Source organism: Mesorhizobium sp. M1273 (genome assembly GCF_040318195.1).
In the GTDB taxonomy this organism is placed as follows: domain Bacteria; phylum Pseudomonadota; class Alphaproteobacteria; order Rhizobiales; family Rhizobiaceae; genus Mesorhizobium.
Genome location: NZ_JAMYLV010000009.1, coordinates 110,299 through 135,216, shown reverse-complemented (window position 1 = coordinate 135,216; position 24,918 = coordinate 110,299). Strand labels below are relative to the sequence as shown.

The 24,918-nt window shown below is 61.2% G+C and carries 25 protein-coding genes and 1 pseudogene; 13 read left to right on the top strand and 13 right to left on the bottom strand.

Annotated features, from left to right (window positions below):
- Window positions 1-35: 35 nt before the first annotated feature.
- From NKH30_RS12645 to NKH30_RS12605, 9 genes are all read right to left on the bottom strand, one after another.
- Window positions 36-524 carry a GNAT family N-acetyltransferase gene (locus NKH30_RS12645; RefSeq protein WP_352819237.1) on the bottom strand — a complete coding sequence of 163 codons (489 nt, stop codon included), beginning with the start codon at window positions 522-524 and terminating at the stop codon, window positions 36-38.
- A complete protein-coding gene (locus NKH30_RS12640; protein ID WP_352470078.1) occupies window positions 521-1,282 on the bottom strand; it encodes a molybdopterin-synthase adenylyltransferase MoeB in 762 nt (253 codons plus the stop codon). Before NKH30_RS12640 ends, NKH30_RS12645 begins: the two co-directional genes overlap by 4 nt.
- Before the next feature lie 76 nt (window positions 1,283-1,358).
- Window positions 1,359-2,507: a DNA replication/repair protein RecF gene (gene recF, locus NKH30_RS12635; protein ID WP_352470079.1), complete on the bottom strand. Its 1,149-nt coding sequence runs from the start codon at window positions 2,505-2,507 to the stop codon at window positions 1,359-1,361.
- Between the two features lie 26 nt (window positions 2,508-2,533).
- Window positions 2,534-3,652, bottom strand: a complete 1,119-nt coding sequence (dnaN, locus tag NKH30_RS12630; protein WP_023676920.1) for a DNA polymerase III subunit beta — start codon at window positions 3,650-3,652, stop codon at window positions 2,534-2,536.
- Between the two features lie 208 nt (window positions 3,653-3,860).
- On the bottom strand, window positions 3,861-5,408 hold the full coding sequence (dnaA, locus tag NKH30_RS12625; protein WP_031211816.1) for a chromosomal replication initiator protein DnaA: 1,548 nt from the start codon (window positions 5,406-5,408) through the stop codon (window positions 3,861-3,863).
- 841 nt (window positions 5,409-6,249) lie between these two features.
- Window positions 6,250-6,516, bottom strand: a complete 267-nt coding sequence (gene rpsT / locus NKH30_RS12620) for a 30S ribosomal protein S20 (RefSeq protein WP_023676922.1) — start codon at window positions 6,514-6,516, stop codon at window positions 6,250-6,252.
- Between the two features lie 160 nt (window positions 6,517-6,676).
- Window positions 6,677-7,450 (bottom strand): enoyl-CoA hydratase, encoded by a 774-nt coding sequence (locus NKH30_RS12615; RefSeq protein ID WP_352613893.1) that lies wholly within the window; start codon window positions 7,448-7,450, stop codon window positions 6,677-6,679.
- Between the two features lie 24 nt (window positions 7,451-7,474).
- Window positions 7,475-8,365, bottom strand: a complete 891-nt coding sequence (gene mutM, locus NKH30_RS12610; protein WP_352613894.1) for a bifunctional DNA-formamidopyrimidine glycosylase/DNA-(apurinic or apyrimidinic site) lyase — start codon at window positions 8,363-8,365, stop codon at window positions 7,475-7,477.
- Window positions 8,358-9,599 carry a phosphopentomutase gene (locus tag NKH30_RS12605; RefSeq protein ID WP_352813700.1) on the bottom strand — a complete coding sequence of 414 codons (1,242 nt, stop codon included), beginning with the start codon at window positions 9,597-9,599 and terminating at the stop codon, window positions 8,358-8,360. Before NKH30_RS12605 ends, mutM begins: the two co-directional genes overlap by 8 nt.
- Before the next feature lie 160 nt (window positions 9,600-9,759).
- Here NKH30_RS12605 and NKH30_RS33130 point away from each other — a divergent pair.
- A pseudogene (locus NKH30_RS33130) lies at window positions 9,760-9,888 on the top strand (phosphate/phosphite/phosphonate ABC transporter substrate-binding protein); the annotation flags it as partial.
- Between the two features lie 101 nt (window positions 9,889-9,989).
- Here the strand turns inward: NKH30_RS33130 and NKH30_RS12600 are convergent.
- The 3 genes from NKH30_RS12600 to NKH30_RS12590 form a co-directional block, all read right to left on the bottom strand.
- Window positions 9,990-10,610, bottom strand: a complete 621-nt coding sequence (locus tag NKH30_RS12600) for a TadE/TadG family type IV pilus assembly protein (RefSeq protein ID WP_352470083.1) — start codon at window positions 10,608-10,610, stop codon at window positions 9,990-9,992.
- A gap of 30 nt (window positions 10,611-10,640) precedes the next feature.
- Entirely contained in the window at window positions 10,641-11,201 is a 561-nt protein-coding gene (locus NKH30_RS12595; protein ID WP_352613896.1) for a TadE/TadG family type IV pilus assembly protein, read from the bottom strand.
- Window positions 11,202-11,352: 151 nt separating this feature from the next.
- Window positions 11,353-11,775, bottom strand: coding sequence for a pilus assembly protein N-terminal domain-containing protein (locus tag NKH30_RS12590; protein ID WP_352613897.1), 423 nt, complete (start codon window positions 11,773-11,775; stop codon window positions 11,353-11,355).
- A 342-nt stretch (window positions 11,776-12,117) separates the two neighbouring features.
- On the opposite strand from NKH30_RS12590, the gene NKH30_RS12585 reads away from it, so the two are divergent.
- From NKH30_RS12585 to NKH30_RS12545, 9 genes are all read left to right on the top strand, one after another.
- Window positions 12,118-12,288, top strand: coding sequence for a Flp family type IVb pilin (locus NKH30_RS12585; protein ID WP_023676929.1), 171 nt, complete (start codon window positions 12,118-12,120; stop codon window positions 12,286-12,288).
- A 149-nt stretch (window positions 12,289-12,437) separates the two neighbouring features.
- Complete coding sequence (locus tag NKH30_RS12580; RefSeq protein WP_352613898.1) at window positions 12,438-12,956, top strand: A24 family peptidase; 519 nt, start codon at window positions 12,438-12,440, stop codon at window positions 12,954-12,956.
- A 189-nt stretch (window positions 12,957-13,145) separates the two neighbouring features.
- Window positions 13,146-13,961, top strand: a complete 816-nt coding sequence (gene cpaB / locus NKH30_RS12575; RefSeq protein WP_023676931.1) for a Flp pilus assembly protein CpaB — start codon at window positions 13,146-13,148, stop codon at window positions 13,959-13,961.
- Window positions 13,958-15,484, top strand: a complete 1,527-nt coding sequence (locus NKH30_RS12570) for a type II and III secretion system protein family protein (RefSeq protein ID WP_352613899.1) — start codon at window positions 13,958-13,960, stop codon at window positions 15,482-15,484. Before cpaB ends, NKH30_RS12570 begins: the two co-directional genes overlap by 4 nt.
- Window positions 15,485-15,498: 14 nt before the next feature.
- Window positions 15,499-16,233 carry a CpaD family pilus assembly protein gene (locus NKH30_RS12565; RefSeq protein ID WP_352448620.1) on the top strand — a complete coding sequence of 245 codons (735 nt, stop codon included), beginning with the start codon at window positions 15,499-15,501 and terminating at the stop codon, window positions 16,231-16,233.
- A gap of 55 nt (window positions 16,234-16,288) precedes the next feature.
- Window positions 16,289-17,572, top strand: coding sequence for a CpaE/TadZ family protein (locus NKH30_RS12560; RefSeq protein ID WP_352541280.1), 1,284 nt, complete (start codon window positions 16,289-16,291; stop codon window positions 17,570-17,572).
- Between the two features lie 29 nt (window positions 17,573-17,601).
- Window positions 17,602-19,110: a TadA family conjugal transfer-associated ATPase gene (locus NKH30_RS12555; RefSeq protein ID WP_352541281.1), complete on the top strand. Its 1,509-nt coding sequence runs from the start codon at window positions 17,602-17,604 to the stop codon at window positions 19,108-19,110.
- A gap of 29 nt (window positions 19,111-19,139) precedes the next feature.
- On the top strand, window positions 19,140-20,153 hold the full coding sequence (locus NKH30_RS12550; protein ID WP_023676935.1) for a type II secretion system F family protein: 1,014 nt from the start codon (window positions 19,140-19,142) through the stop codon (window positions 20,151-20,153).
- Between the two features lie 9 nt (window positions 20,154-20,162).
- A complete protein-coding gene (locus NKH30_RS12545) occupies window positions 20,163-21,179 on the top strand; it encodes a type II secretion system F family protein (protein WP_023676936.1) in 1,017 nt (338 codons plus the stop codon).
- A 116-nt stretch (window positions 21,180-21,295) separates the two neighbouring features.
- Here the strand turns inward: NKH30_RS12545 and NKH30_RS12540 are convergent, their stop codons facing one another.
- Window positions 21,296-22,117 (bottom strand): tetratricopeptide repeat protein, encoded by an 822-nt coding sequence (locus tag NKH30_RS12540; RefSeq protein ID WP_352470190.1) that lies wholly within the window; start codon window positions 22,115-22,117, stop codon window positions 21,296-21,298.
- A gap of 122 nt (window positions 22,118-22,239) precedes the next feature.
- On the opposite strand from NKH30_RS12540, the gene NKH30_RS12535 reads away from it, so the two are divergent.
- From NKH30_RS12535 to NKH30_RS12525, 3 genes are all read left to right on the top strand, one after another.
- On the top strand, window positions 22,240-23,604 hold the full coding sequence (locus NKH30_RS12535; protein ID WP_352767021.1) for a leucyl aminopeptidase family protein: 1,365 nt from the start codon (window positions 22,240-22,242) through the stop codon (window positions 23,602-23,604).
- 70 nt (window positions 23,605-23,674) lie between these two features.
- Window positions 23,675-24,025, top strand: a complete 351-nt coding sequence (locus NKH30_RS12530; RefSeq protein ID WP_023676939.1) for a MarR family winged helix-turn-helix transcriptional regulator — start codon at window positions 23,675-23,677, stop codon at window positions 24,023-24,025.
- Window positions 23,988-24,899, top strand: a complete 912-nt coding sequence (locus NKH30_RS12525) for a C40 family peptidase (protein WP_502899550.1) — start codon at window positions 23,988-23,990, stop codon at window positions 24,897-24,899. Before NKH30_RS12530 ends, NKH30_RS12525 begins: the two co-directional genes overlap by 38 nt.
- Window positions 24,900-24,918 lie beyond the last annotated feature (19 nt).

The following is a 24,918-nucleotide window of genomic DNA, read 5'->3' as shown; positions in this document are numbered from 1 at the left end:
CGGCAGCTGCCTGCTCGCTTTTGGATAGCGTTTGCTTACAAAAGCACCTTGCGCATGGTGATTGAGGTCGGCCGGTCGTAACCTTTGTGTGCTGTCCGTTCGGTTTCGCGAAAGCCGAGGCGGGCGAAGGCAGCGTGGTTTCCAGTCAGTTCGACCCGGGTCTGGAGCTCGATGGCGGTCCTGTTGCGGCTGCGGGCAAGATCTTCGACGGCCTGCATCAGCTGTTTTCCGACGCCTTGTCCCTGAAGCGTCGGCTCGACCGCGAGCTTTCCAATATAGAGGTCGTCTGCGCGCTTCAGGACGAAGACGCAACCGACGATCTCGTTTCCCTTCAGTGCCAGGAATGCTGTCTCCTCCAGCGCTCTAGCCCTGAGATTTTCAACGGTGAGCCGATGCGCCGAGGACGGCGGGTCAACAACCTCGTCCATAAAGGCGAAGGCGCGCATGACCAGCGCCAGCACCTCGTCCCAACGGTCGAAATCGGCCGCAAGCTGCACGATGGAAACGTCGGCAGGCAGGCTCATGGGCTGGTTCGCTTGTAGCGGATCGTGTCGAAGCGTGCCGCCAGCGCATCGTAGAGCAGCAGTCGTCCGACCAGCGGCTCGCCAATCCCGGTGATCAGCTTGATCGCTTCCATGGCTTGCAGCGTGCCGATGACCCCGGTCAGCGCGCCGACAATGCCGGCCACCGCGCAGGATGGCACAAGTCCCGGCGGCGGCGCCTCGGGAAAGAGATCGCGGTAGCTTGGGTTCAACTTGCCGTCCGGGCCGGTTTCGAATGGCTTCAGTACGGTGACCGAGCCGTCGAAGCGGCCAACGGCGGCATGCACGAGCGGCCGGCTTTCCGCGGCGCAGGCGTCGGCCACCGCGTAGCGTGTCTCGAAATTGTCGGAGCCGTCAACGACGATGTCATAACGGGCAATGAGGGTAGGGGCGTTGTCGACGGTCAGCCTGAAATTGTGCTCTTCCACGACGACGTTTGGATTGATGCGGATGATCGCCGCTCTGGCACTGTCGGTTTTTGCCATGCCGACCATGTCCGTGCCGTGGATCACTTGTCGTTGCAGGTTGGAAAGCGAAACGATGTCGTCGTCGACGATACCGAGAGTGCCAATCCCTGCGGCGGCGAGATATTCGAGCACAGGCGCTCCCAATCCGCCGGCGCCAATGACGAGCACCCGCGCCCGCTTCAGCCGCTGCTGGCCGGCGCCGCCGATCTCGGGCAGCACGATGTGGCGGGCGTAGCGTTCGAGCTCTTCATCGGTGAGGGCGGCTGTGATCATCGCCGGACCATATAGCGGAGGAAAAAGCTTGTCAGGTATCAATGCATGCCGCTCAGAAGTGCGCCATGAACCAAGTTCAAATGGTCGGCCTGACCGTGCCGTGATCGACGGTCAGGAATTGCGCGCGTCCCTTGAGGCTGTCAAACAACGCGGCATCGGTCCCGGTCATGAAGGCCTGGCAGTTTAGTTCCTCCAGGATCGAGAACAAGGCCGCCCGTCGACCGCCGTCGAGATGGGCGGCGATCTCGTCGAGCAGCAGGATCGGTGTCATGCCCGACATCTCACCGGTTAGCCGCGCATGCGACAAGACAATGCCGACCAGCAGCGCCTTCTGCTCGCCGGTCGAACAGAGCTCGGCCGGCATCGCCTTGGGCCGGTGGCGCACCACGAGGTCGGAACGGTGCGGGCCGTCGAGCGTGCGTCCGGCGGTGCGGTCGCGGTCGCGCCCCTGGGCAAGCGCACGACGGAACCGTTCCTCTACGTCGACGGCCGGCAAAATACCGAGTTCGCCTTCCAGTTCGCCAGAGATGCCGATGTCGGCTTGCGGAAACGGTCCGTCGCCGGGCAGCCGGTCGATCATGGCGGCGAGCAGGCGCACCAGTTCGGCACGCGCCGCGGCAATCGCCACGCCGGTCTCGGCCATTTGCATCTCGATCGCATCGAACCAGGCACCGTCGCGTGAACCGTCGGCGAGCAGTCTGTTGCGGCCGCGCATTGCCTTTTCGTAGTCAAGCGCGCGCTGGCCGTGGCCAGGATCGATCGCCAGCACCAGCCGGTCTAGGAAGCGCCGGCGGTCGGCAGCCGGCCCGGGGAACAGGCCGTCCATGGCCGGTGTCAGCCAGACCACGCGCAGCCATTCCAGCATGTCTTCGGCTGAGCGTGCCGTCGCGCCGTTGATCCGCACCCGCCGGCCGGCTTCGCCGTCGCTGCCCGATATTCCGGTACCGATCTCGACCTGGCCTTCCGGCCCGTCAAGCCGGGCATGCAGCGCAAAGCCACCGTCGCCGCCTTCGCGCGCCACCTCGGAATAGGGTGCGCGGCGCAGGCCGCGGCCCGGCGTGAGCAGCGAGATCGCTTCAAGCAGATTGGTCTTGCCGGCGCCATTGTCGCCGGAGAAAACGACAGCGCCGGGATCAAGGTCGATTGCCAACGCCGCATAGTTGCGGAAATTCGTAAGTATGAGCTTACTTATGTACGTCTGCTGCGGTTTTGCAGATCTGGTCACGACAGCAAGATGGCCCCGTTCGGGCCCTACACCCGCATCGGCATCAGCACGTAGAGCGCGGTCTCGTCGGCCATATCGTGGATCAGTGTCGGGGAACCGGCATCCGCCAGCATGAACTTCGCCTCCGTGCCGGTCAGTTGCGCGGCAACGTCGAGCAGGTATTTGGCGTTGAAGCCGATTTCAATCGGATCGGACGAATAGTCGGCCGCCAGTTCCTCGGTGGCACTGCCCGAATCCGGGTTGTTGACCGCAAGCGTGACCTGCCCTTCGGCGATCGAAAGCTTCACCGCCCGGCCGCGTTCGGACGAAATGGTCGAAACGCGATCGACGGCAGCGGCGAAACTCTGGCGATCGATAATCAGCTTCTTGTCGTTGCCGGTCGGAATGACGCGCTGGTAGTCCGGGAAAGTGCCGTCGATCAGCTTGGAGGTCAAGATAACGCTGCCGATGGTGAAACGGATCTTGGTGTCGGACAACTCGGTGGTGACTGCAACATCGGGATCGTCGACCAGCTTTTGCAGCTCGCTGACCGTCTTTCGCGGGATTATGACGCCAGGCATGCCCTCAGAGCCTGCCGGCGCATCGATCTCGGCGCGCGCCAGCCGGTGGCCGTCGGTCGCGACAGAGCGCAGCTTCAGCTTGCCGCCGGCCTCGTGCGTGTGCAGATAAATGCCGTTCAGATAATAGCGCGTCTCCTCGGTCGAGATGGCAAACTGGGTCTTTTCGATGAGGCCCTTTAGTCCGACGGAATCGAGCCGGAAAATATGCGAGAACGACCCGGCTGAAAGCTCGGGAAAGTCGGACTGCGGCAGGCATTGCAGGCGGAAGCTCGAGCGCCCCGACGTCACCGTCATGGCGTTGCCGTCTTCGTCGGTCTTCAGCGCCACCTCCGCGCCGTCGGCAAGCTTGCGCACGATGTCGTAGAGCAGATGTGCCGGGACCGTCGTCGCCCCGCCACGTTCGACCTTTGCCGGCGTTGCTTCGGTCACCTCCAGGTCGAGGTCGGTCGCCTTCATTTCAAGGCTGGCCCCCTCGGCGCTGAGCAGCACGTTCGACAGGATCGGAATGGTATTGCGCCGCTCGACCACGCGGTGAACATGGTTGAGCGACTTCAGGAGATTTGACCGTTCCAGGATAACACGCATGACAAAACAGGCTCGCTTGAATGAATGAACGGGTCTCCGGCAAGCGGCGCCCCGCGAAAGGTCTGAACAGGCTCAGAATCTGCGTAAACTGACAGGAAAAACCCGGCAAACGCAAGCCCGCGCCACCGGTTCGGACCGGCTGCACGGGCTTTCCGGGGATAAAGGGGATAAAAAGGCCGGAGTCCGCGAGCCGGCGTTTTTCGGGCCGTCAGGCCTGGTCGTTGATCAGCCTTCTCAGCAATTCGAGTTCCTGCGCCAGTGTGTTGTCGGCACCGGAAAGATCCTCGATCTTGCGCACCGCATGCAGCACGGTCGTATGGTCACGACCGCCGAACCGCCGCCCGATCTCCGGCAGCGAGCGCGGCGTCATCACCTTCGACAGATACATGGCGACCTGCCGTGGCTTGACGATGGTGCGTGTGCGCCGGTTGGACAGAAGTTCGGTCTTCGACACGTTGTAGTGGCGCGCGACGATGCGCTGGATGTCCTCGATACGCACCCGCTTGGGTTCGCCCGAACGATAGATGTGGCCAAGGATCTCGTCGATGCGGTCGATGGTGATCTGCGGTTCGAAGGATTGGCGAAACAAAAGCTGGTTGAAGGCACCTTCGAGCTCGCGTCCGCTGCCGGTCACCGTGCGGGCGACGTGGTTGAGGATCTCTTCGGAAATATCGAGCGACGCATCGTCGAGCTTGGCGGTGGCAAGCCTGAGCTTGAGCATACCGATACGCATGGCGAAATCCGGGGCTGACATTTCCAGCGCGACGCCGCCGTTGAGGCGCGAGCGGACGCGTGGCTCCAGCGACTCCAATTCCGACGGCGGCCGGTCGGCAGCGACCACCACTTGCTTGGCGCTGTCGAGCAGCATGTTGATCAAATGGCAGAATTCGTGCTGGATCGACTTGCCCTGCAGGAACTGCATGTCGTCGATGATGAGGAGGTCGATGTCGCGCAGCTGTTCTTTCAGCGTCAGTGCGTTGTTGTCGCGGATCGCGGTGGCGAACCGCCACATGAAATACTCAGCCGTCAGATAGACGACCCGCGATTTCGGATTCTGCTTCAGCGATTCTGCGGCGATCGCCTGCAACAGGTGCGTTTTGCCCAGCCCGACCGTCGCGTGAAGAAAGAGCGGATTGAAACGCACCGCGCTCGACTGCGATTCCGCGACCGCCTTGGCGGCGGCAAAAGCCACTCGGTTCGATGGTCCTTCGATGAAGGAGGTGAAAGTATAGCGTGGATCGAGTGGCGAACCGAGAACATTGTGCCGGAACTCGGTTTCTGCCGGCATCCCCGGGCGGGGTACCGGGACCCGTTCGACCCTGCTGGGGCTCGCCGTGCCCGCAGAGAGCGCGGTTTGCGTCTGCCTGGTCATCTTGCGCGCCGGGGCCACTTCTGGCTCGACGCTGTTGCGGCCCTGCCGTGTGGCGGTGCGAACCACGATCTCGATCTTGAGGATTTCCGGATCCTCGTGCTTCCACAACTCGGTGATGAGATCGAGATAGTGGCCGTTGATCCATGAACGCAGGAATGCGGTTGGCACTGAGATGCGGACAATGCCCTTAGAGGATTCAGCGACCTTCATGCGCCCGAACCAGCTCGAATAGACCTCGGTTCCCAGACGCGCCTTCAACTGGGCCTTGACCCGATCGAACTTCTGTTCAGCTTCATTGGAAGCCGCCATGTCGTTCCTTCCGATTAACGTTCCAGGAAATGGGAGGTCGCCTGTAAGCTCCCTTTCGATGCCGCCGCTCTGCATGATCGAGTTCCTTGTCTCTTGTACCTGTTTTCCGCCGGGGATGCGCCTCCTGCATCCATGTTTCCGGCGACCGTGTCTTCGCTGCGACACCATCGCCGCCGCCGGGCTGATGAATCGCCTCGTTGTCGGTCCGGCGCCGAAGAGCCGATCCGCTTTGGTCATGTCAGGGCAACAAAATGCCGCCCGGCGAAAAACCGCCGGCGCACCGTCGACCTGCCATGTACAATTACGCCAGTCCCCTACCGTATCGAAAAGACAAACCAACCCCGTCCGCGGAGTTGAATCCGAGCTGTAAACTCTGCCAATTTGAGCTGGCCGGTTTCAGGCTGGTCAAGGGCCAAGGGCCCGTCCCTTCGATGGACAGACATTACCGAAATCGCTGTGGATAGGGCAAGGCCACCCCTAACGGATTTTTAAGGAATCTGACTAGCAAGGGACGTTTCGAACGCCATGCCGCAACAGTTGATTTTGACAAAGCCATTGTGATTCAAACCCTTTTCCGGCGAATGTGAAAAAGGCCACACAACGCGAAATTTTCTGAAATAATTCACTTGACAGCCAATTGCCGCCTATCGGCCACAGCCGATGTGAACAAGCTGTGGATCACCATCGGTAAGCCTCTGAAAAAAAACAGTAATCTGTGACGCTCGGAAATTTTCGCATTGGCGGTTTCGAAGGCTGCGAATATCAGCGGGTATGTATACGCCGGCAAAGCATTTCGAACTTTGAAATGCATGCGGAGCGCCATTTTGCGGGCTTTCTTTTAAGTACTTGCCGGCAAACGAAAAAAACCCGGCGCGATTGGCCGGGTTTGAAGAAGCGCAGTTCAGGAAAAGATATATTAGGCCGACAGCACCTTGACCCGTTGGGCCAGCCGCGACACCTTGCGCGATGCCGTGTTCTTGTGCACCACGCCCTTGGTCGCGGCGCGCATCAATTCCGGCTCGGCCACCTTGAAGGCAGCCTGTGCGGCCGCCTTGTCGCCGGCCGCGAGCGCCTCTTCGACCTGGCGGATGTAGGTCCGGACGCGGGAGCGGCGGTTCTTGTTGATCGCTGCGCGACGGGCGATCTTGCGCGTTGCCTTTTTGGCCGAGGAGGTATTGGCCATGGTGCCTCTCTTCTGATCTGGTGGGCGCTTGCGGGATACCGCAGGGCGCAAAAAACAAACGGGCAGCCACAGGGCCGCCTCGGTTGGTGCGGCTTATAGTTCAGCTTTTCCGGCGCGTCAACGCTGCAGCGCTTTCTTTTTGACCGGCGCCTTCGTCATCTCATCGGTTCGTGAAATTCGGCTTCCGCTTGCCGCTGAAGGCCGCCATGCCTTCCTTCTGGTCATCCAGCGCAAACAGCGAATGAAATAGCCGGCGCTCGAACCGCAGACCCTCGGTGAGCGTCGTCTCATAGGCGCGGTTGACGGCCTCCTTTGCCATCATCACCGACGGCAAGGAAAAACCAGCGATCTTGGACGCTGCCTTAAGCGCTTCCTCGATCAACTCGCCGGCTGGCACCACGCGCGAGACAAGGCCGGAACGCTCGGCCTCGGATGCGTCCATCATTCGACCCGTCAGGCACATATCCATCGCCTTCGACTTGCCGACAAAGCGGGTCAGGCGCTGCGATCCGCCCATGCCGGGCATGACGCCCAGCGTGATCTCGGGTTGGCCAAACTTGGCGGTGTCGGCGGCGATGATGAAGTCGCACATCATCGCCAGTTCGCAGCCGCCCCCCAGCGCATAGCCCGCCACTGCCGCGATGATCGGCTTTCGTGCCCGCGTAAATTCCTCCCAGCCGACGAAGAAATCCTGCAGATAGGCATCCACATAGGAGATGGACTGCATTTCCTTGATATCGGCACCTGCCGCGAAAGCCTTTTCCGAACCAGTGATGACCATGGCGCCGATGTCGGCATTGGCGCCCATGCTATTCACCGACGCGACCAGTTCCGCCAGCACTTGTGAATTCAGCGCGTTGAGCGCCTGCGGCCGGTTCAGCGTAATCAGCCCGACCTTGCCGCGGGTTTCGACGATGATGGTTTCATAGCCCATGCTTTGCTCCTCCTCGGTTCTGGTTCAAGCCTGACAGGCCCGGCAGTGGAAAGTCGAACGACCGCTTTGCACGATACGCTCGATGTGGCCGCCACAACCAGGCTTGGAGCAGCCTTCCCCCTCGCGATCGTAAACCGCGAAGGAATGCTGGAAGTAGCCCAGTGATCCATCGGTCTGCATATGATCGCGCAACGACGAGCCGCCGGCGGCGATCGCATCGGCGACGACCGACCGGATTGCTTCGGCCAGGCGTTCGCTTTGCTCTTTGGCTTTCTTGCCGGCTCTCGCGAGGGTGCCCGCTTCGCGCAGCGGCGACAGGCCGGCCCGCCAAAGCGCTTCCGAGACGTAGATATTGCCTAGCCCGGCAATCAGCCTCTGGTCCAGAAGTGCCGCTTTCAGCGGTGACTTGCGACCTTTCAGCAACGAAGCGAGCAGCGCGCCGTCCAGTGCGTTGCCTGTAGGCTCGACGCCTAATCCCGCCAGCATCGGATGCATGTCGGGCTCGCCTTCCGAAAACAGCATGAACCCGAAGCGGCGCGGGTCGTTGAAGATCACGCGAGAGCGGACGCCGGAAGGGGATGCGATGTCGAAGACGACGTGATCGTGAGCAGTGTTTTTCGAGCGTTCGTGGTGGAACGCGCCGGGCGTTGCGCTCTCGTCGGCTGTTTCGATGCGAAACGAACCCGACATGCCGAGATGGCAGATCAGAACCGGGCCGTTGTCCATGTGCATTGTCAGATATTTGGCACGGCGGCCGAGCGCCGCAATCGTCTTGCCGGTCAGCCGCTCCGAAAATCTCTCGGGGAACGGAAACCGCAAATCCGGCCGGCGTGCCTCGACACCGACAATGCGGGCACCTTCAAGGGCCGGCTGCAGACCGCGCCTGACTGTCTCTACCTCCGGCAGCTCAGGCATGGCCACCTATCGTGGCATGGAAGGAGGTGCCGTGACGGCCGCGCGCCAGCCCGAGATGTTCGGCCACGGTTTCGCCGATGTCGGCAAATGTTGTCCTCAGTCCGATGTCTGCGCCTTTGAAACCCGGCCGTGTCCCGATAATCGGAATACGCTCGCGCGTGTGGTCGGTGCCGCGCCACGTCGGATCATTGCCGTGATCGGCGGTCAAGATGAGCAGATCGCCTGGCCTCAGCCGTGCGAATGCCTCGGGCAGGCGCCGGTCGAAAGCTTCGAGTGCGGCGGCATATCCCGCAACGTCGCGCCGATGCCCGAACTCGGTGTCGAAGTCGACAAAGTTTGCGAAGACGAGGTCGCCGTCGCGGGCGTCTTCCATGGCACCAAGCGTTTTGTCGAACATCGCCATGTTGCCGGCAGCCTTGCGGACTTCCGAGATCCCCCGATGGGCGAAAATGTCGCCGATCTTGCCGATCGCGATAACCCGGCTGCCGCGCGCCGTCAGCCGGTCGAGCAGCGTCGGTTCCGGTGGCGGTACGGCATAGTCGCGACGATTATGCGTTCGCTCGAACGTGGCGGCGGTTTCACCGATAAACGGCCGCGCGATGACGCGGCCGATATTCAGCGGATCGACGAGCCTGCGCACCAGTTTGCAGAACTCGTAAAGCCGTTCCAGGCCGAAATGAACCTCATGCGCGGCGATCTGCAGGACGGAGTCGATCGAAGTGTAGCAGATCGGCTTGCCGGTGCGGATATGGTCTTCGCCGAACCGTTCGATAATCTCGGTGCCCGGAGCATGGCAATTGCCGAGGATGCCAGGCACCTTCCCTTCACGCACCATTGCTTCGGTCAACTCGGCCGGAAAGGCAGGAATGTTGTCTGGGAAGTAACCCCAGTCGAAACGGACCGGCAGGCCGGCTATTTCCCAATGGCCCGATGGCGTATCCTTGCCGCTCGAAACCTCTTGGGCCGCGCCGTGAAAGGCGGCGGCAAGCGGTGCACTGCCGGCATTCTCAAACCTGAAACCCGTTGCCGTTGCCGCGGCCTGGCCGAGACCGAGCGCGAGCATGTTTGGTACAAGAAGGGGTCCGGCACGCAGGCCTTCGCGGTCGGCGCGGCCTTCTGCGCAGGCCCGCGCGATGTGTGCGAACGTATTGGAGCCGGTGTCGCCATAACGTTCGGCATCGGCCGCGCCGCCGATGCCGAAGGAGTCGAGGACAAAAAGGAAGGCGCGTGCCATCGAAAGGTTCATCATTGCCTGTGTGTTGGCTCAGACATAGGGTTCCGCGCCGCCATTGGCAATTCGGAAACCCAAACAGCACGGCTTGGCGTGCTGGTCCCGGAGAGACGAATCGCGGCATGGTCGATCTGCGGATGGAAATGCGCGGCGCGGAGCTCGCATGAGGCTTGCCCTGACAGCATTCGCCACCGTACTGGCTTTGCTGCTGGATGCGTCTTGCACAAACCTGGCGCGAGCCGATTGGCGCGATGTTATCGGAACGTTCCGTATCGGTATCGTCGCCGAACCGTTGCCGGTCGAGGGACTATGTGCTGGCTGCAGCCATCGTGCGTCTAGTCTCGGCCCGCGGTCGCAAGCAATAGCAACAGACCGGTTAGCGGGCTTCAGGCGTCAGCAATCGCTGCACGGAATGGTCGGGCTCCTGCGCGGCCGCAGATAATAAGTTTCCGCCATCGATATCGAATTGAAGACCGAGCTCAACCCGAACCGGCTTTGGCCGTCCGCCGACCAGGTAATGATTGGCTTGTAGGCGAGATCGCTTTCGACCCGGATGAGGAACGTGCCTTTGATCTTGAGCGCGCTAGGGACCGTTGTGGTGGAATCCTTGACCGCGTCGACGCTAGAGACGCCATCGACCAGTTTGCGCGACCACACGACCAGGACTTTCGGCGTCGTCTCGTTCGTCACCTGTATCGCCGTGATAATGATCTTCGGTTTCGAGCGGTTGTAGGGCTGGAGCGTGGAACTGCCGATCGCCATGATGGCATCGACATCGGCCGCCTTGACGGTCTGCTGCTGCGTGACGAGGTCCGCTACCATGCTGCCGATGCGGCTGACCTTCTTGCTGGTCTCGATGGCTTGCGAGGCCTCCATTGTCATAAAGTACATGATCAACAGGATAGGCACGATGAGGGCAAACTCGACAGCCGCAATACCGCGGCGGTCCGAGCAAAGTCGGACTGCTCTTGTACAAATCCCTGCGATGCCCAGCTGTGCCCCCGCACGAATCATGGCTTTGCCCTTTTCAAGCGACTACGTGGTTCAGTTGTCGAACGGCTCGTTCTGCCAAGTGATCGAAGCAAAATGCAGCGTTTTGCCGTCCTTCAGGTTGGCCATCGATTTGGCCATGAAGTCGGTCATCACCGGCCATTTGTAAAAAACACGCAGCATGTTTCTCGACTCCGCCAGGCCAGGTGCGACGGTGAAGGTCTGTGTGCTCGTGCCTTTGGTCAGCACGACGTCGCCATCCTGGACCTTGAAACCGGCCAGCGCCGCATCGGCGAAGGTCGGATATTCGCGCAAGTCCACCAGCAATCCGGGACAGGTCTTGGCGACCATGATCTCCAATTTGGTGCAGATCATATCCCGCAGCTTGGTGCCGGACACATCGGTCGGTCTTAATTGGCCGGTACGCAGCTGGCGCGCGATGTCGTCGGTTGCGTTTGCCATCACTTCCTGTGCGGCAAAAGAAATGCAGCTCTCCAGGATGGCGAAGACAAGAAGCGCGAAAGGAATTGCAAGCATGGCGAATTCGATCGCCGTGCTTCCGCGGCGGTCGCCCAAAAACCGTCTTGGAGAACCTGCTCGTCCTGCCTTGCTCATGTCCGCTGCCCGCCGATGCCGCTTCTGTATCGGTCCACCCTTAGTCGGAACCGATTGAAGTCCGGTTGGAATGACCGTTAAATTCAACGGGAAGGCCTTAACCCGGCGATAACCGAAGCACGTTCTCGCCAAAGACGGAGACGTCGGCTAGCTAATGCACGGCGCTCATTTCGGCTTCAGAGGCCTTCTCGGCATCGCTCTTATACGAGCTTTCGCAATATGGCGCACAGGACATGGTCTGTACTTCGGAACGCCGATAGATGCGCACCGACGACGCTGCCTGGCGCACGACGGTTATTTGCTCATCGACGATCGGATTGCCCTGCTGGTCGAGGACGACGAGATTGGTGACGCCAAATCCCTTGCCGGTCAGTACGATCGTCGATGCGTCCTGCACGGAGGCGTCGGCGATCGCCGGATTGCCGACGACAATCGTATCGGCGGCGCGCGACAATTTGATGATCTTTGCCTGGTTCATCGTCACCTCGATGCCGGCGCCGGCCTTGGCTGGAAAGGCGAAAGCCGCTGCGGCAAAAAGCACGGCAACTGGAAATGATGATCTCGGCCCGGCCATTGAGGCGCCCCCTGGCAAACTGTTCAACGGAACATGAACGAGATTGGTGAACCAACCGTTAAGCGGCTGGAATTCAGAATCAAGCCGGAACCGGCATTGGGTCTAGCCGGCACGGCTGAAACGTCTTTGCCGAATTGCGCCTGTTGCGCCTTTTGTCGGCCGGGGCCCTGGCGGCGGGTATTTTAGTTCTGGGTTAACCACGCAATGTCGTCGAAGCGGGAAAGGAATCGGTAAGCCTGTTTATTAAGCCGATTGAAACAGCTTCTCCTTAGATTCGCAGTATCCGATCAGCCACCAAGAGAAGTTGACGGAAGTGCTGTAACAATTGGAGTAGGAGCTCGAATGTCTAACCTCATCGCACGTTTTGTGAAGGACGAATCCGGCGCGACCGCTATCGAATACGGTCTGATCGCCGCTCTTATCGCACTCGCCATCATGGTCGGCGCCGGCCAGCTCGGCAACTCGCTGAACGCCAAGTTCACCGCCATCTCCACTAAGGTGAACGGTAGCTGACCGTAACGGGTTCGCTTGTTCTGAAATAAGGGCCGCCGCACTGGCGGCCCTTATTTAGTCCTGGTATGAATTGAAATTTGCGCCTCATCAGTCGTTAGTCGAATAGGATTGGGTTGGGGGCCAGATGCAATTGGGTCATAGGCGCGCCGATGCTTGAAGCCGTGATCTTCGTCGTATTTCCGTTCTGCATGCTTTTTGCCGCGATCTCCGACATGCTTTCGATGACGATCGCCAATCGCGTGCCGGTGTTGCTTGTGGTCGTCTTCGCCTTGGTTGCGCCTTTGACCGGTATGGACTGGGCCACCTATGGCTGGCATTTCGCCGCCGCCGGCCTGGTTCTCGCGGTGACGTTCGGCCTGTTCGCGCTGGGCGGCATGGGCGGCGGCGACGCCAAGCTTCTGGCTGCCACTGGCATGTGGATGGGACTGAACATCCATCTCATCGAATACCTCGTCGCCTCGACATTCATCGGCGGCCTGCTGACGCTAGCCATCCTCGCCTATCGAAAATCGCCGCTTGCCGCCGTCACAAGCCATAATCCGTTCCTGCGCCATTTCGCCGATGAGGCGACCGGCGTTCCGTACGGCATCGCGCTTGGCATTGGCGGTCTGCTCACCTATTCCGACTCGCCATTGATGGCCTGGGCACTTACCAGGCTGGCGGGCTGAATTTCACTTTACGCGGTTGGCGCCGAGCAGGCGAGTTGGCCACGTTTTCCTTCGGGCCGGGCTTGTCGGTCCAATTTATATAAACGTTAAATTAATCACGATCGTAAGTATAACATTAACCTTGTTTTGACGATTGCCGCTGCAAAGTCCCGCTTGGCTACGTGGTTTGCCAAGGCGAGGTTCGGACAGATGCCAGCATCCCGATTGATTATTCTGAGCGTGGCGATAGCCGCGGCCGGTGGTGCAGGCTATGTCGCGAAGAACATGGTCGTGGCTCCGCCGCCTCCGGTTGTCGATTCCGGTCCTCAGGCGCCGGCGATCGCGCTGCAGGATGTGCTTGTTCTTTCCGGCGACGTTCCGATGGGCAGTCCGCTTGAAAACAACATTTCCTGGGAGTCATGGCCGTCCGCAGGCATCAACGCAAATTTCATCACCCGCGCCGCCGAGCCTGAAGCGCTGGACAAGCTGAAGGGCGCCGTCGCTCGCGTGGCGCTCTACGCCGGCGAGCCGCTGCGGCGCTCGAAGCTGATCGGTGAAGGGCAAAGCTTCATGTCGTCGATCCTGCCCTCCGGCATGCGGGCCGTTGCCACAAGCATCTCGGCCGACACCTCGGCCGGTGGCTTTATTCTTCCCAACGATTTCGTCGACGTCATCATGACCCGCCGAGCCGATCCCGCCAATGGCGGTGGTCCGGGCTTCACGACCGAAACTATCCTGAAGAACATTCGCGTCCTGGCGATCGACCAGACCATTCAGGAGGACGAGGAAGGTAAGAAGACCAGGGTTGGCCAGACCGCCACCCTGGAACTGACGCCGCAGCAGTCCGAGATCATCACCGTCGCACAGCAGATGGCGGATCGCCTGACATTGGCGCTGCGCTCGATCAAGGACAGCCAGGACAAGAATGTGGGCGAAGCCGATTACCTGGTTTCCGGCAATGGCCGGCGCGGAACAGTGCGGTTGATCAAGTCGGGCGAAGTTTCCGAAGTGGGGGCAAGGAAATGAGGCTAAAAACCAAACTGCCGCTCATCCTGGCTGCGGCGATCGGCCTGTTTCTCCTTGGAACGAATGCATATGGCATTGTCGATGCCAGTGCGGCGGGCAATGCCAGGGTGACGGCTTCGACCGCCACCCAGCGGGTTAAGCTCGGACTGAACAAGTCGGTGGTCATCGACCTCCCGAGCGATGCCTACGACATTCTCGTCGCCAACCCCGCTGTAGCCGACGCGGTGACCCGCACCGCCAGGCGCATCTATCTGTTTGGAAAGGCGGTCGGCGAGACAAATATCTTCGTCTTTGGCTCGAATGGCGAGCAGATCGTCAGCCTTGACCTAGCGGTCGAACGTGACGTCGCCGGGCTGGAGGATTATATCAAGCGCTTCATCCCGTCATCGGAGGTCAAGGTCGAGTTGCTGAACGACAACGTCGTTCTGACCGGAACCGTGGACACTCCTCTGGACGCCAAGCGCGCGGCCGATCTGGCAACTATTTTCGTGTCCGGCGGCGAGGCAACCACGGGTCAATACTCGCAGACCGCTGCCGGCGGTTCGGCTGAAGCCGGCGTCGCGATCGATAACCCGGATGCCGAGCGCCGCGTCAGCAAGATCGTCAACCTGCTGCAGATCATCGGCGACGACCAGGTGACGCTGAAGGTGACGGTCGCGGAAGTCAGCCGCTCGGTGATGAAGCAGCTCGGCGTCAACATGGTGGGCAACGGCAGCAGCAACGGCATCAGCTGGGGCGCGGTAAGCGACAATTTCACTGGTTTGGGCAAGTCGCTGTCGAACTCGGGCCTCTCTATCGGGAGCTCGACGCTGCAGGCCTACATCAATGCCATGGAACAGTCCGGTGTCATGAAAACCCTCGCCGAACCAACATTGACGGCCGTATCCGGCGAGAAGGCGACCTTCAAGGTTGGCGGCGAATACAACATGGTGACCAGCGTTTCCCAAGCCGTATCAAACGATAACCAGACCGGTCTGAAGACGTATTCGGTCGAGAAGATCGAATACGGCATTGGCCTGGAATTCCAGCCGGTGGTGCTGTCTCCCGGCCGTATCAGCCTGAAAGTCAGAACCTCGGTTTCCGAGCCGACAACGGAGGGATCTGTGTCTTTGTCCGAAGGCGTAACGAGCCCGGGCATGAATGCCCTGTCGCTCCGCAAGCGCTTGGCCGACACAACAGTGGAACTGCCTTCGGGCGGCTCGATGATGATTGCCGGCCTTGTCCGCGATGATCTCAGGCAAGCTGTCAACGGCTTGCCCGGTCTGACAAAGATTCCAGTGCTTGGCGCGCTGTTCCGCAGCAGGGATTTCGTTCGCAACGAGACCGAGCTCGTCATCATCATTACGCCCTATCTGGTGAAGCCGGTGGCGCGCAACGATCTTGCCAAGCCGGATGACAATTTCAACGCCGCCAGCGATGGCGCCGGCATTTTCCTTGGCCGCGTCAACCGTGTCTACGGCACCATGCAGACCAACAAGCCCAACGGCCGTTACCACGGCGTTGTCGGCTTTATCTACAAGTAAGCGGGGAAGCGGTCATGTCTAAGGCAACATCGAAGGCACGGGCGATCACCGCGACGCGGTCAGTCCATTCGCGAATCTGGCGGCCGGCCGTTCCCATTATGGCGATCGCGGTGGCGGCATTGCTGGCCGGCTGCGCCAATCGCGACAGCGTCACGGTGGGTGCCATACCGGACGATTATCGCACCACCCATCCGATCGTCATAGCTGAGAAGATACAGAAGATCGACCTTCCGGTCGGCGCCGGCGACCGTGGCATGACCAGATCCCAGCGTGACACGCTCCTGGGCTTCCTGGACGGATACGACAGGAGCGCGGCTCCGGTGCTGACGATCGAGATTCCGAGCGGCTCAGCCAACGAAATCGCAGCGGCCGCGGCCGGCCGCGATTTCGCCAGGCTGGCCATAGCCAGCGGCATCAGCCGGAAGCGGATCGACATGCGGTCCTATCAGTCTGTTTCGGCCGAAGCGTCCGCACCGGTTCGTGTTGCCTACGTCTCGGTGAAGGCTCAGACGGATAAATGCGGGCGCTGGCCCGAAGACCTGCTGCAGACTTCGGAAAACAAGCACTATGCCGATTTCGGCTGTTCGTATCAGAACAACCTGGCTGCCCAGATGGCCAATCCGTCCGATCTGATCGGGCCACGCAAGCCGACGCCGATCGACGCGGAAAATCGCGGCGCGGTGATCGACGTCTATCGTGACAGAGGTATTTCGGACGAATTCCTCGGCAATTCGGAAGTCGAATATTAACGAGTGTTGAGGCTCAACAAACCCTAAGCCGCGCAAGTCACGGAAAGTGATGACAATGAGCAATCTTGCCTATGACACAGAGGTACCGGGCGGCGAAACCTCGGAGCAGGATATTGCCGCGATGCAGGCGTTGCGGCCGATCCCGCGCATTTCGATCCAGGCATTTTGCGAGACCGAAGGCGTAGCCAATCCGGTCGAGCGCGCCGGCGAGGATCGCCGCATGGCCAAGGCCCATTTGAAGGTGCATATGGGGGGCATCCCCACCGCTATCGAATTCTATCAGTCGGCGCCGACGCCGAACCTGATCCTGCTTGAATCGCGCAGCGAGCCGAAGCTGTTGCTGGAACAACTCGCCCAGCTCTCCGAGCATTGCGACCCGACCTCCAAGGTGGTGGTTGTCGGCCACTACAACGATGTCGGTCTGTACCGCGAACTCATCCGTTCGGGCATTTCCGAGTATGTCATCGCGCCCGTATCGATGGCCGACATCGTCAGCGTGGTGTCTTCGATCTTCGTTGATCCGGAAGCTGAGCCGATCGGCCGCTCGATTGCCTTCATCGGCGCCAAAGGCGGCGTCGGCTCCTCGACCATAGCCCATAATGTGGCCTGGGCCATGTCGTCCCTTTTCAAATCCGAAGTGGTTGTCGCCGATCTCGACCTCGCCTTCGGAACGGCCAATATCAATTTCGACCAGGATCCGGCGCAAGGCATTGCCGAGGCAGTCTTCTCGCCGGAACGCGTCGATGAGGTCTATCTCGACCGGCTGCTCGCCCAATGCGCCGAGCACCTGTCGCTGCTTGCGGCCCCTTCGACCCTGGAGCGGGTCTACGATTTCGATCCCGACGCCTTCACCCAGCTTATCGACATAGCCCAGCGTAGCGCGCCGCTCCTCGTGCTCGATGTTCCCCACGTGTGGGCCGGCTGGACCAAGAACACGCTGGTCAAGGCCGACGAGATCGTCATCACGGCGACGCCCGAACTTGCCAATCTGCGCAACACGAAGAACCTGGTCGACATGCTGAAGCGGCTTCGTCCGAACGACCCAGCGCCAAAGCTTGTGATCAACCAGGCCGGTGTGCCGAAACGTCCTGAGATTACGCCGTCCGACTTCTCCGAATCGCTCGGCCTTTCGCCGATGTCGGTCATCCCGTTCGAGCCGCTTTTGTTCGGAAATGCTGCCAACAACGGACGTATGCTCGGTGAGATGGATGCCAAGAGTCCGGTTGTCGCCACGATCAACGAGATCGCCCATGTGCTGACAGGGCGCAGCGAAATCAAGGTGAAGAAGAAGGCTGGCCTCGGCAGTCTGATCGGCAAGCTTTCGCGCAACAAGAAGTGATGCCTCAGCGGTGGAATTGGTAAGCGATCATGTTTGGTAAAAGAGGCAGCGACGACGGCAACCGGACCATTCCGGAATTCCGTCAGCCAGCACCCGCGCCTGCCGCGCCGGCGGCCGCGAACCCTGTGGAAGTGGCTGTAGCTGCCAGGCCGGCGGCGCTGCCGCCATCCGGCGCGCCTGCCGCGCCGGCGGTTCGCCGTGCGGTCGAGCCGCCGCCATTGGCGCCGGAGCCGAAAAGTATCCAGCGCCAAAAGAGCGAAACCTACTACGACACCAAAAGCCAGGTCTTCGCCGCACTCATCGATACGATAGATCTGTCGCAGCTCGCCAAACTCGATCCCGAAAGCGCGCGCGAGGAAATCCGCGACATTGTCAACGACATCATCGCGATCAAGAATTTCGCGATGTCCATCGCCGAGCAGGAAGAGCTTCTCGAGGATATCTGCAACGACGTTTTGGGCTACGGGCCGCTGGAGCCACTGCTTGCCCGCGACGATATTGCCGACATCATGGTTAATGGCTCCAAGAACGTCTACATCGAAGTCAACGGCAAGGTCGAGCAGACCGGCATCCGTTTCCGCGACAACCAGCAGCTCCTCAACATCTGCCAGCGTATCGTCAGCCAGGTTGGCCGCCGCGTCGATGAATCAAGCCCGATCTGCGATGCGCGTCTTCCTGATGGCTCCCGTGTCAACGTCATCGCACCGCCCCTGGCTATCGACGGCACCGCACTTACCATCCGCAAGTTCAAGAAGGACAAGCTGACGCTCGACCAGCTGGTCAAGTTCGGCTCGATTTCTCCGCAAGGGGCCGAGATTCTCAAGATCATCGGGCGTGTCCGCTGCAACATTGTCATCTCGGGCGGTACCGGCTCAGGCAAGACGACGCTGCTCAATTGCCTGACCAACTATATCGACCGCGAAGAACGCGTCATCACCTGCGAGGACTCAGCTGAGTTGCAATTGCAGCAGCCGCATGTGGTGCGTCTCGAAACCCGTCCGCCCAACCTCGAAGGCGAGGGCGAAGTGACCATGCGCGATCTGGTCAAGAACTGTCTGCGCATGCGCCCCGAACGTATTATCGTCGGCGAAGTGCGCGGACCCGAAGTGTTCGATCTGCTGCAGGCGATGAACACCGGCCATGACGGCTCGATGGGAACGATCCACTCGAACAGCCCGCGCGAATGCCTCAACCGCATAGAGTCGATGATCGCCATGGGCGGCTACACGCTGCCGCAAAAAACCGTGCGCGAGATCGTCGTCGGCTCCGTCGACGTGATCATACAGGCTGCACGCCTGCGCGACGGATCGCGGCGTATCACCCACATCACCGAGGTAATCGGCATGGAAGGCGACGTCATCATCACCCAGGACATCGTTCTCTATAACATCAAGGGCGAGGACGCGAGCGGCAGGCTGCTGGGCGAGCACGTGTCGACTGGCATCGGCCGTCCGCATTTCTGGGAGCGCGCCCGCTACTACGGTGAGGAGCAGCGCCTCGCGGTCGCGCTCGAGGCGATGGAGAAACGCGCTGATTGATCCGTCTGGAAGCGTGGGGGCCAGGGTCGATGTTCGGAATTGACGGCACCGTATTGGCATTCGTCGTGCTCGCCGGCTTCAGCGCCGGCGCTGTGGCCTATGCTTTCCTGTTCAACCGGATCAGCACCGAGAAGCAGGTTGGCAAGCGGCTTGAATCGATCAAGACCGCCGAGACGGATCGTTCCGTCGTCAAGGCGTCGCGCGATCGCGTGGCGGAAGCGGCCAAGCGTCGCAAGTCCGTCCAGGATTCGCTGAAGGATCTCGATCAAAAGCAAAAGTCCAATCAGAGCCTGGTCAAGAAACCACCGCTGAAGATCCAAATCCGCCAGGCCGGCATGAAGATCTCGCTTGAGCGCTTCTATGTCTACTCGGCGGTCTGCGGCGTCGTCTTGACGGCTCTTGTCTATTTCATCGGCGCACCGTTGCTGGTCTTGCCGGCTGCGCTGCTGGTCGGCGTCTTGGGTCTGCCCCGCTGGTTCGTCTCGTTTCGCCGCGCGCACCGCGTCAAGGCGTTCCTCAACGAATTTCCGAACGCGCTCGATATCATCGTGCGTGCGGTAAAATCCGGCCTGCCCCTGAACGACGCCGTGCGCCTGATCGCCAACGAATCCCCCGAGCCGGTCAAGACCGAGTTCCGCCGCATAGTCGATTCGCAGCAAATGGGTTTGTCGATCCCCGACGCGGCCATGCGCATGCCAGAAACGATGCCGTGCACCGAGGCGAGCTTCTTCGGCATCGTCATCCAGATCCAGTCTCAGGCCGGCGGCAATCTTTCCGAAGCGCTGGGCAATCTTTCGCGCGTGCTTCGCGACCGCAAGAAAATGAAAGCCAAGGTCCAGGCATTGTCCATGGAAGCCAAGGCATCCGCGGTGATCATCGGCGCGTTGCCTTTCGTCGTCGCCTTTCTCGTCTATTTGACGAGCCCGAACTACATCATGCCCCTCTTCATCACCAGCACCGGCCATCTGATCCTCGGTTGTTCCGGCATCTGGATGTCGATGGGCGTCCTGGTAATGCGCAAGATGATGAATTTCGAAGTCTAGGACTCGCGTATGACCGATCACGTCATCAGAACTCTCACCGACCCGTCCCTGCTGATCGCACTGCTGGTCGGCATCGCGGTGTTTGCGACCGTCTTCACGCTGCTGCCCGCTTTTGGCGGGAACCAGCTCAAGGCGCGCATGAAATCCGTAGCGCTGGAGCGCGATGAGCTGCGCGCCAAGCAGCGCGCGCGGCTGGCAGTCGAAGCCGACCGCCGCCGCAAGGGCCTGCGCGAAGAACAGTCGGTCGGCATGCGCAATATTGTCGATCGCCTGGATCTCAGGCGTGCGCTGGCGGATGAAGGTACCTTGCAGAAATTGAAAGTGGCGGGTTTTCGCGGGCAAAATCCGCTGACGCGCTTCCTTTTCTTCCGTCTCGTCCTGCCCTTCATCGGCTTTGCATTGGCGGCAATGTATCTGTTCGTGCTCGGCGGATTGCCCGAGCAGCCGCTTTTCGTGAAGCTGTTCGTGTGCATCGTGGTAGCCTATGCGGGATTCTACGCGCCGGTGCTCTACGTCAACAACCGCGCTACCAAGCGCAAGCAATCGATTCAGATGGCGTGGCCGGACGCGCTCGACCTGTTGCTGATATGCGTCGAGTCCGGCATGTCGGTGGAAGCGGCGCTTCGCAAGGTCGCCGATGAGATCGGCGCGCAATCGGTGGCATTGGCGGAAGAATTCATCCTGACAAACGCCGAGCTTTCCTATCTGCAGGAGCGCAAGCAGGCCTACGAGAACCTTGCAAGCCGAACTGGCCTGGAATCCGTCAGGTCGGTGTCCCAGGCGTTGGTTCAGGCCGAGCGCTACGGCACGCCCGTGGCGCATGCATTGCGGGTGCTTGCCAGTGAGAGCCGCGACATGCGCATGAATGCCGCCGAGAAGAAGGCGGCCGCGCTGCCGCCGAAGCTCACCGTGCCGATGATCCTGTTCTTCCTGCCGGTGCTGTTCGCCATCATTTTGGGTCCCGCCGGCATCCAGGTGAGCCAGCGCGGCATCTTTGGCGACCAGCCGAAATCAAGCAGCGAGTAGCGCCAGCGGCGTTGCCAGAAACGCTGATACGATCCAGAGCCACGCTGCCGGTGCAGCGCGGCTCTTTGCGTTAGATATGTTGCGGAATTCGCGCGCCGGTTCGGCGCTCGAAGCGGTCAGTTGGTGGCGGGCTTTGCCTTGTCCTGGTCCTTGAGCTGGCTCCAGGCATTCTGCTGCGCCAGCATCTGGCGAAGGTAAGCGACGTTAGCCTGCGCCTGATCCGGCGACAGCTCTTGCGAGGCGATCTTCTCTGCCTCGTCGAAACGGCCTTGCAGACCGACGACCAGCGCAAGGTTCTGGCGGACGCGGCTGTCTGCATTCGGCTGCTGGGCGGCTGAGCGCATATAGGTTTCGGCTGTGCGCAAATCACCTTCCAGCACGTACGACATGCCGAGATTGGAAAGGATCGACGGTTCGTTCGGCCTGAGGTCAAGCGCCTTGCGATAGCCTTGGCGAGCCTCGTCCTTCTGGCCGAGCTGGTCGAGAATAGCAGCTTCCGCCGATACCAGTTTCCAGTCAGGATATTCGGGCGTCTGGGCGCGGCGCACGGCATCGAGTGCCGGCTCGAACTGTCCGTTGGCGGCAAGCGCCTTGCCATAGGCGGCGAGCACGTCGCGATCCTTCGGCAAGGCGATCGCCAGCTTGCGCATCACCGCAAGCGATTGGTCTGCGTCGCCGTCCATCTGCAGCGCCGCGGCATAATTTGTCGCGATCCGCTTGTCGCTGGGGTTTTTCGAATAGGACTGGCCGAGCGCCATCGTAGCGTTGTGCAGTTCGCCCGCCGACATTGTTTCCAGCGGCTTGCCGCTTGGACGAGAAATCGAGCCAGTCGTCAATTTGCTGGTTCCGCAGCCGGCGACGCCTGCAGCAAGCACCATCATCAACGCCGTGGTGATCAGCCTATTTGCGCTGGCGTTCATCCTGCGGTTGGTCGGCATCGGCACCAGGGCTCCGTTCATGCGCGTGACCATTTGCGAGGTCATCTTTCCTCCCGCAGAAATATTCTGTTAACCCTAACGGAGAGTTAAGAAACGCCGACTCGGAAGCCGGAGGCCAGCGAATGCCTGTCGAACTCGTCGAGAAAGAATTGAGCAATGCGCTGCCGGTCCATCTGGTGGCGAAGGATGCTCTGGCGGCGGCGGGCCTTGCGCCATCCTTGGTCGCCTGGGCCAAGGCCAACGGCTTTTCCGGCGAGGCCGGCAGGACGCTGATCATGCCTGGCGACAACGGCGCGATTGCCGGAGCCCTGTTCGGCACCGGTGATGGCGAGGGCGCACTGGCCATCGGCGCACTAGCGAGAGCCTTGCCCGCAGGCGAGTGGCATTTTGCGTCCGCACCGGCCAAGCCGGAGCTTACGGCACTCGCCGTGGCGCTCGGCGGCTATGTCTTCACCCGCTACGGCAAGAAGCCAGGCAAGACGCTTCGCCTCGCGCTGCCGGCAGGCACCGACGCCGCCCGCATCCGCCGCCTCGCCGATGGCATTTTCCTGGCGCGCGATCTGGTTAACACGCCGACCAGCGATATGGGCCCCGGGCAGTTGGAAAAGGCCGCCCGGACCTTGGCCGCGACGCACAAGGCCGAAATATCGGTGACCAAAGGCGACGATCTTCTTACCGCCAACTTTCCGATGATCCACGCCGTCGGTCGGGCTTCTGCCGACGCGCCACGCCTGATCGACATGATTTGGGGGCCGAACAATGCCCCCAAGATAACGCTGGTCGGCAAGGGCGTCTGCTTCGATACAGGCGGTCTCGACATCAAGCCGTCCTCGGGCATGCTTTTGATGAAGAAGGACATGGGTGGCGCTGCCAACGTGCTGGGTCTCGCTTCCATGATCATGGCCACCGGGTTGAAGGTTCGGCTGCGCGTGCTCATCCCGGCTGTCGAGAATTCGATAGCCGGCAACGCCTTCCGGCCAGGCGACGTGCTGGTGAGCCGCAAGGGCATTACCGTCGAAATCGGCAACACCGACGCCGAAGGACGGCTGGTGCTCGCCGATGCCCTGGCCTTGGCCGATGACGAAGAGCCGCAGATGCTGGTCGATATGGCAACGCTGACAGGCGCTGCCCGTGTTGCGCTCGGTCCCGACTTGCCGCCGTTCTATACCGGTGACGAGACGCTTGCATCCGAGCTGGCGGACGCCTCCGTTGCGGTCGAGGATCCGCTATGGCGGATGCCGTTGTGGAAGCCCTATGACGCCAAGCTGGCGTCGAAGGTGGCCGACGTCAACAACGTCACGCCGGACGGTTTCGCCGGCTCGATCACCGCGGCGCTTTTCCTGAAGCGCTTCGTGGAAAAGACCGCCGGCTGGGCGCATGTCGACATCTTCGCCTGGAACCCGTTCGACCGCCCGCACGGCCTTGCCGGTGGCGAAGCGCAAGGCATCCGGGCGCTGGAGCAGGTCATTTCGAACCGCTACGGCTGATTCTCGGGCATAGCCGACGAAGGTTATTGACTGAAACGGAACCGAAACAATTTTCCGTCATGCTGGACGGATGTCGATTATCATGCGTCCAAGCCAAGCGTTGCGACTATGGCAACAGGTGGTGCTGTCGGAGGTGCGCGACGACGCGCCCGATCTCACCATGCGCCAGACGGCGATCCTGTTCACCATCTATCTCGATCCGCCGCCCCACACGGTACGGGGGTTAGCCGCCCGCCTCAACGTCACCAAGCCGGTGATCACCCGTGCGCTCGATACGATGGGGGCGCTGAAACTGGTGTCGCGCCACCGCGACGAGCTCGACAAGCGCAACGTGCTGGTCAGGCGCACAGTCGAAGGCGCGCTCTTTGTCGAGCGCTTTGGCGATGTTATCATTGCCAGAGCCCAAGAGTTGCCCATTTGAACGAGTTGCCGATTTGACCGCCAGGGATGCCCGCCTCCATGCCTTCCGCTCCGATCTCGCCGACGCCAGGCTGCGAGGCGAGGTCGCCGCCGACCGTTTCGTCGCCGGCCGGCCGGCTCGCATATCAGCCTGCGTCGCCGACATCCGCAAGGCGCCGCGCCCGGACGCCGGCGTCGATACCCAGCTTCTGTTCGGCGAAGACGTCCTCGTCTTCGAGGACGTTGAGGGCTGGGCCTGGATACAGGCCGAGCGCGACGGCTATGTCGGCTATGTCGCCGACACCGTGCTGGGCGGTCGGGAGCATGCGCCCACCCATGTTGTCTCGGTGCCGCGCACTTTCCTCTATCCGGGACCGGATTTGCGGTTCCCGGTGAGCGGGGAGCTCTCGATGGGGTCATTGGTGGCGGTGACGGGCTCAGCGGAAACGCGCGGCACGCATTATGCTCTGCTGCCGTCCGGCCAGGCGGTCATCTCGGGTCATCTCAGGCCGGTCGCCGAGGTTCATCCCGACTACGTCGCGGTCGCCGAGGCGTTTCTCGGCACGCCCTATCTGTGGGGCGGCGTCTCCGGCTTCGGCATCGATTGTTCCGGTCTCGTGCAACTTGCAATGCACATGGCTGGCAGGCAAGTGCTGCGCGACACCGACATGCAGGCGGCGACCGTCGGCGAGCCGCTCGAACCCGGGCCGGATTTTGCCGGGTTGCGGCGCGGCGACCTGGTCTTCTGGAAAGGCCACGTCGCGATCATGACAGATCCGGAGACCATGATCCACGCCAACGGCCACACCATGCTGGTGTCGCGTGAAGGACTGAGGGAGGCGGTCGCCCGTATCGGCTATCTTTATGGCGGACCGACCGGGTTTCGCCGGCCGTAGCGCGAATCGATCACCTTTT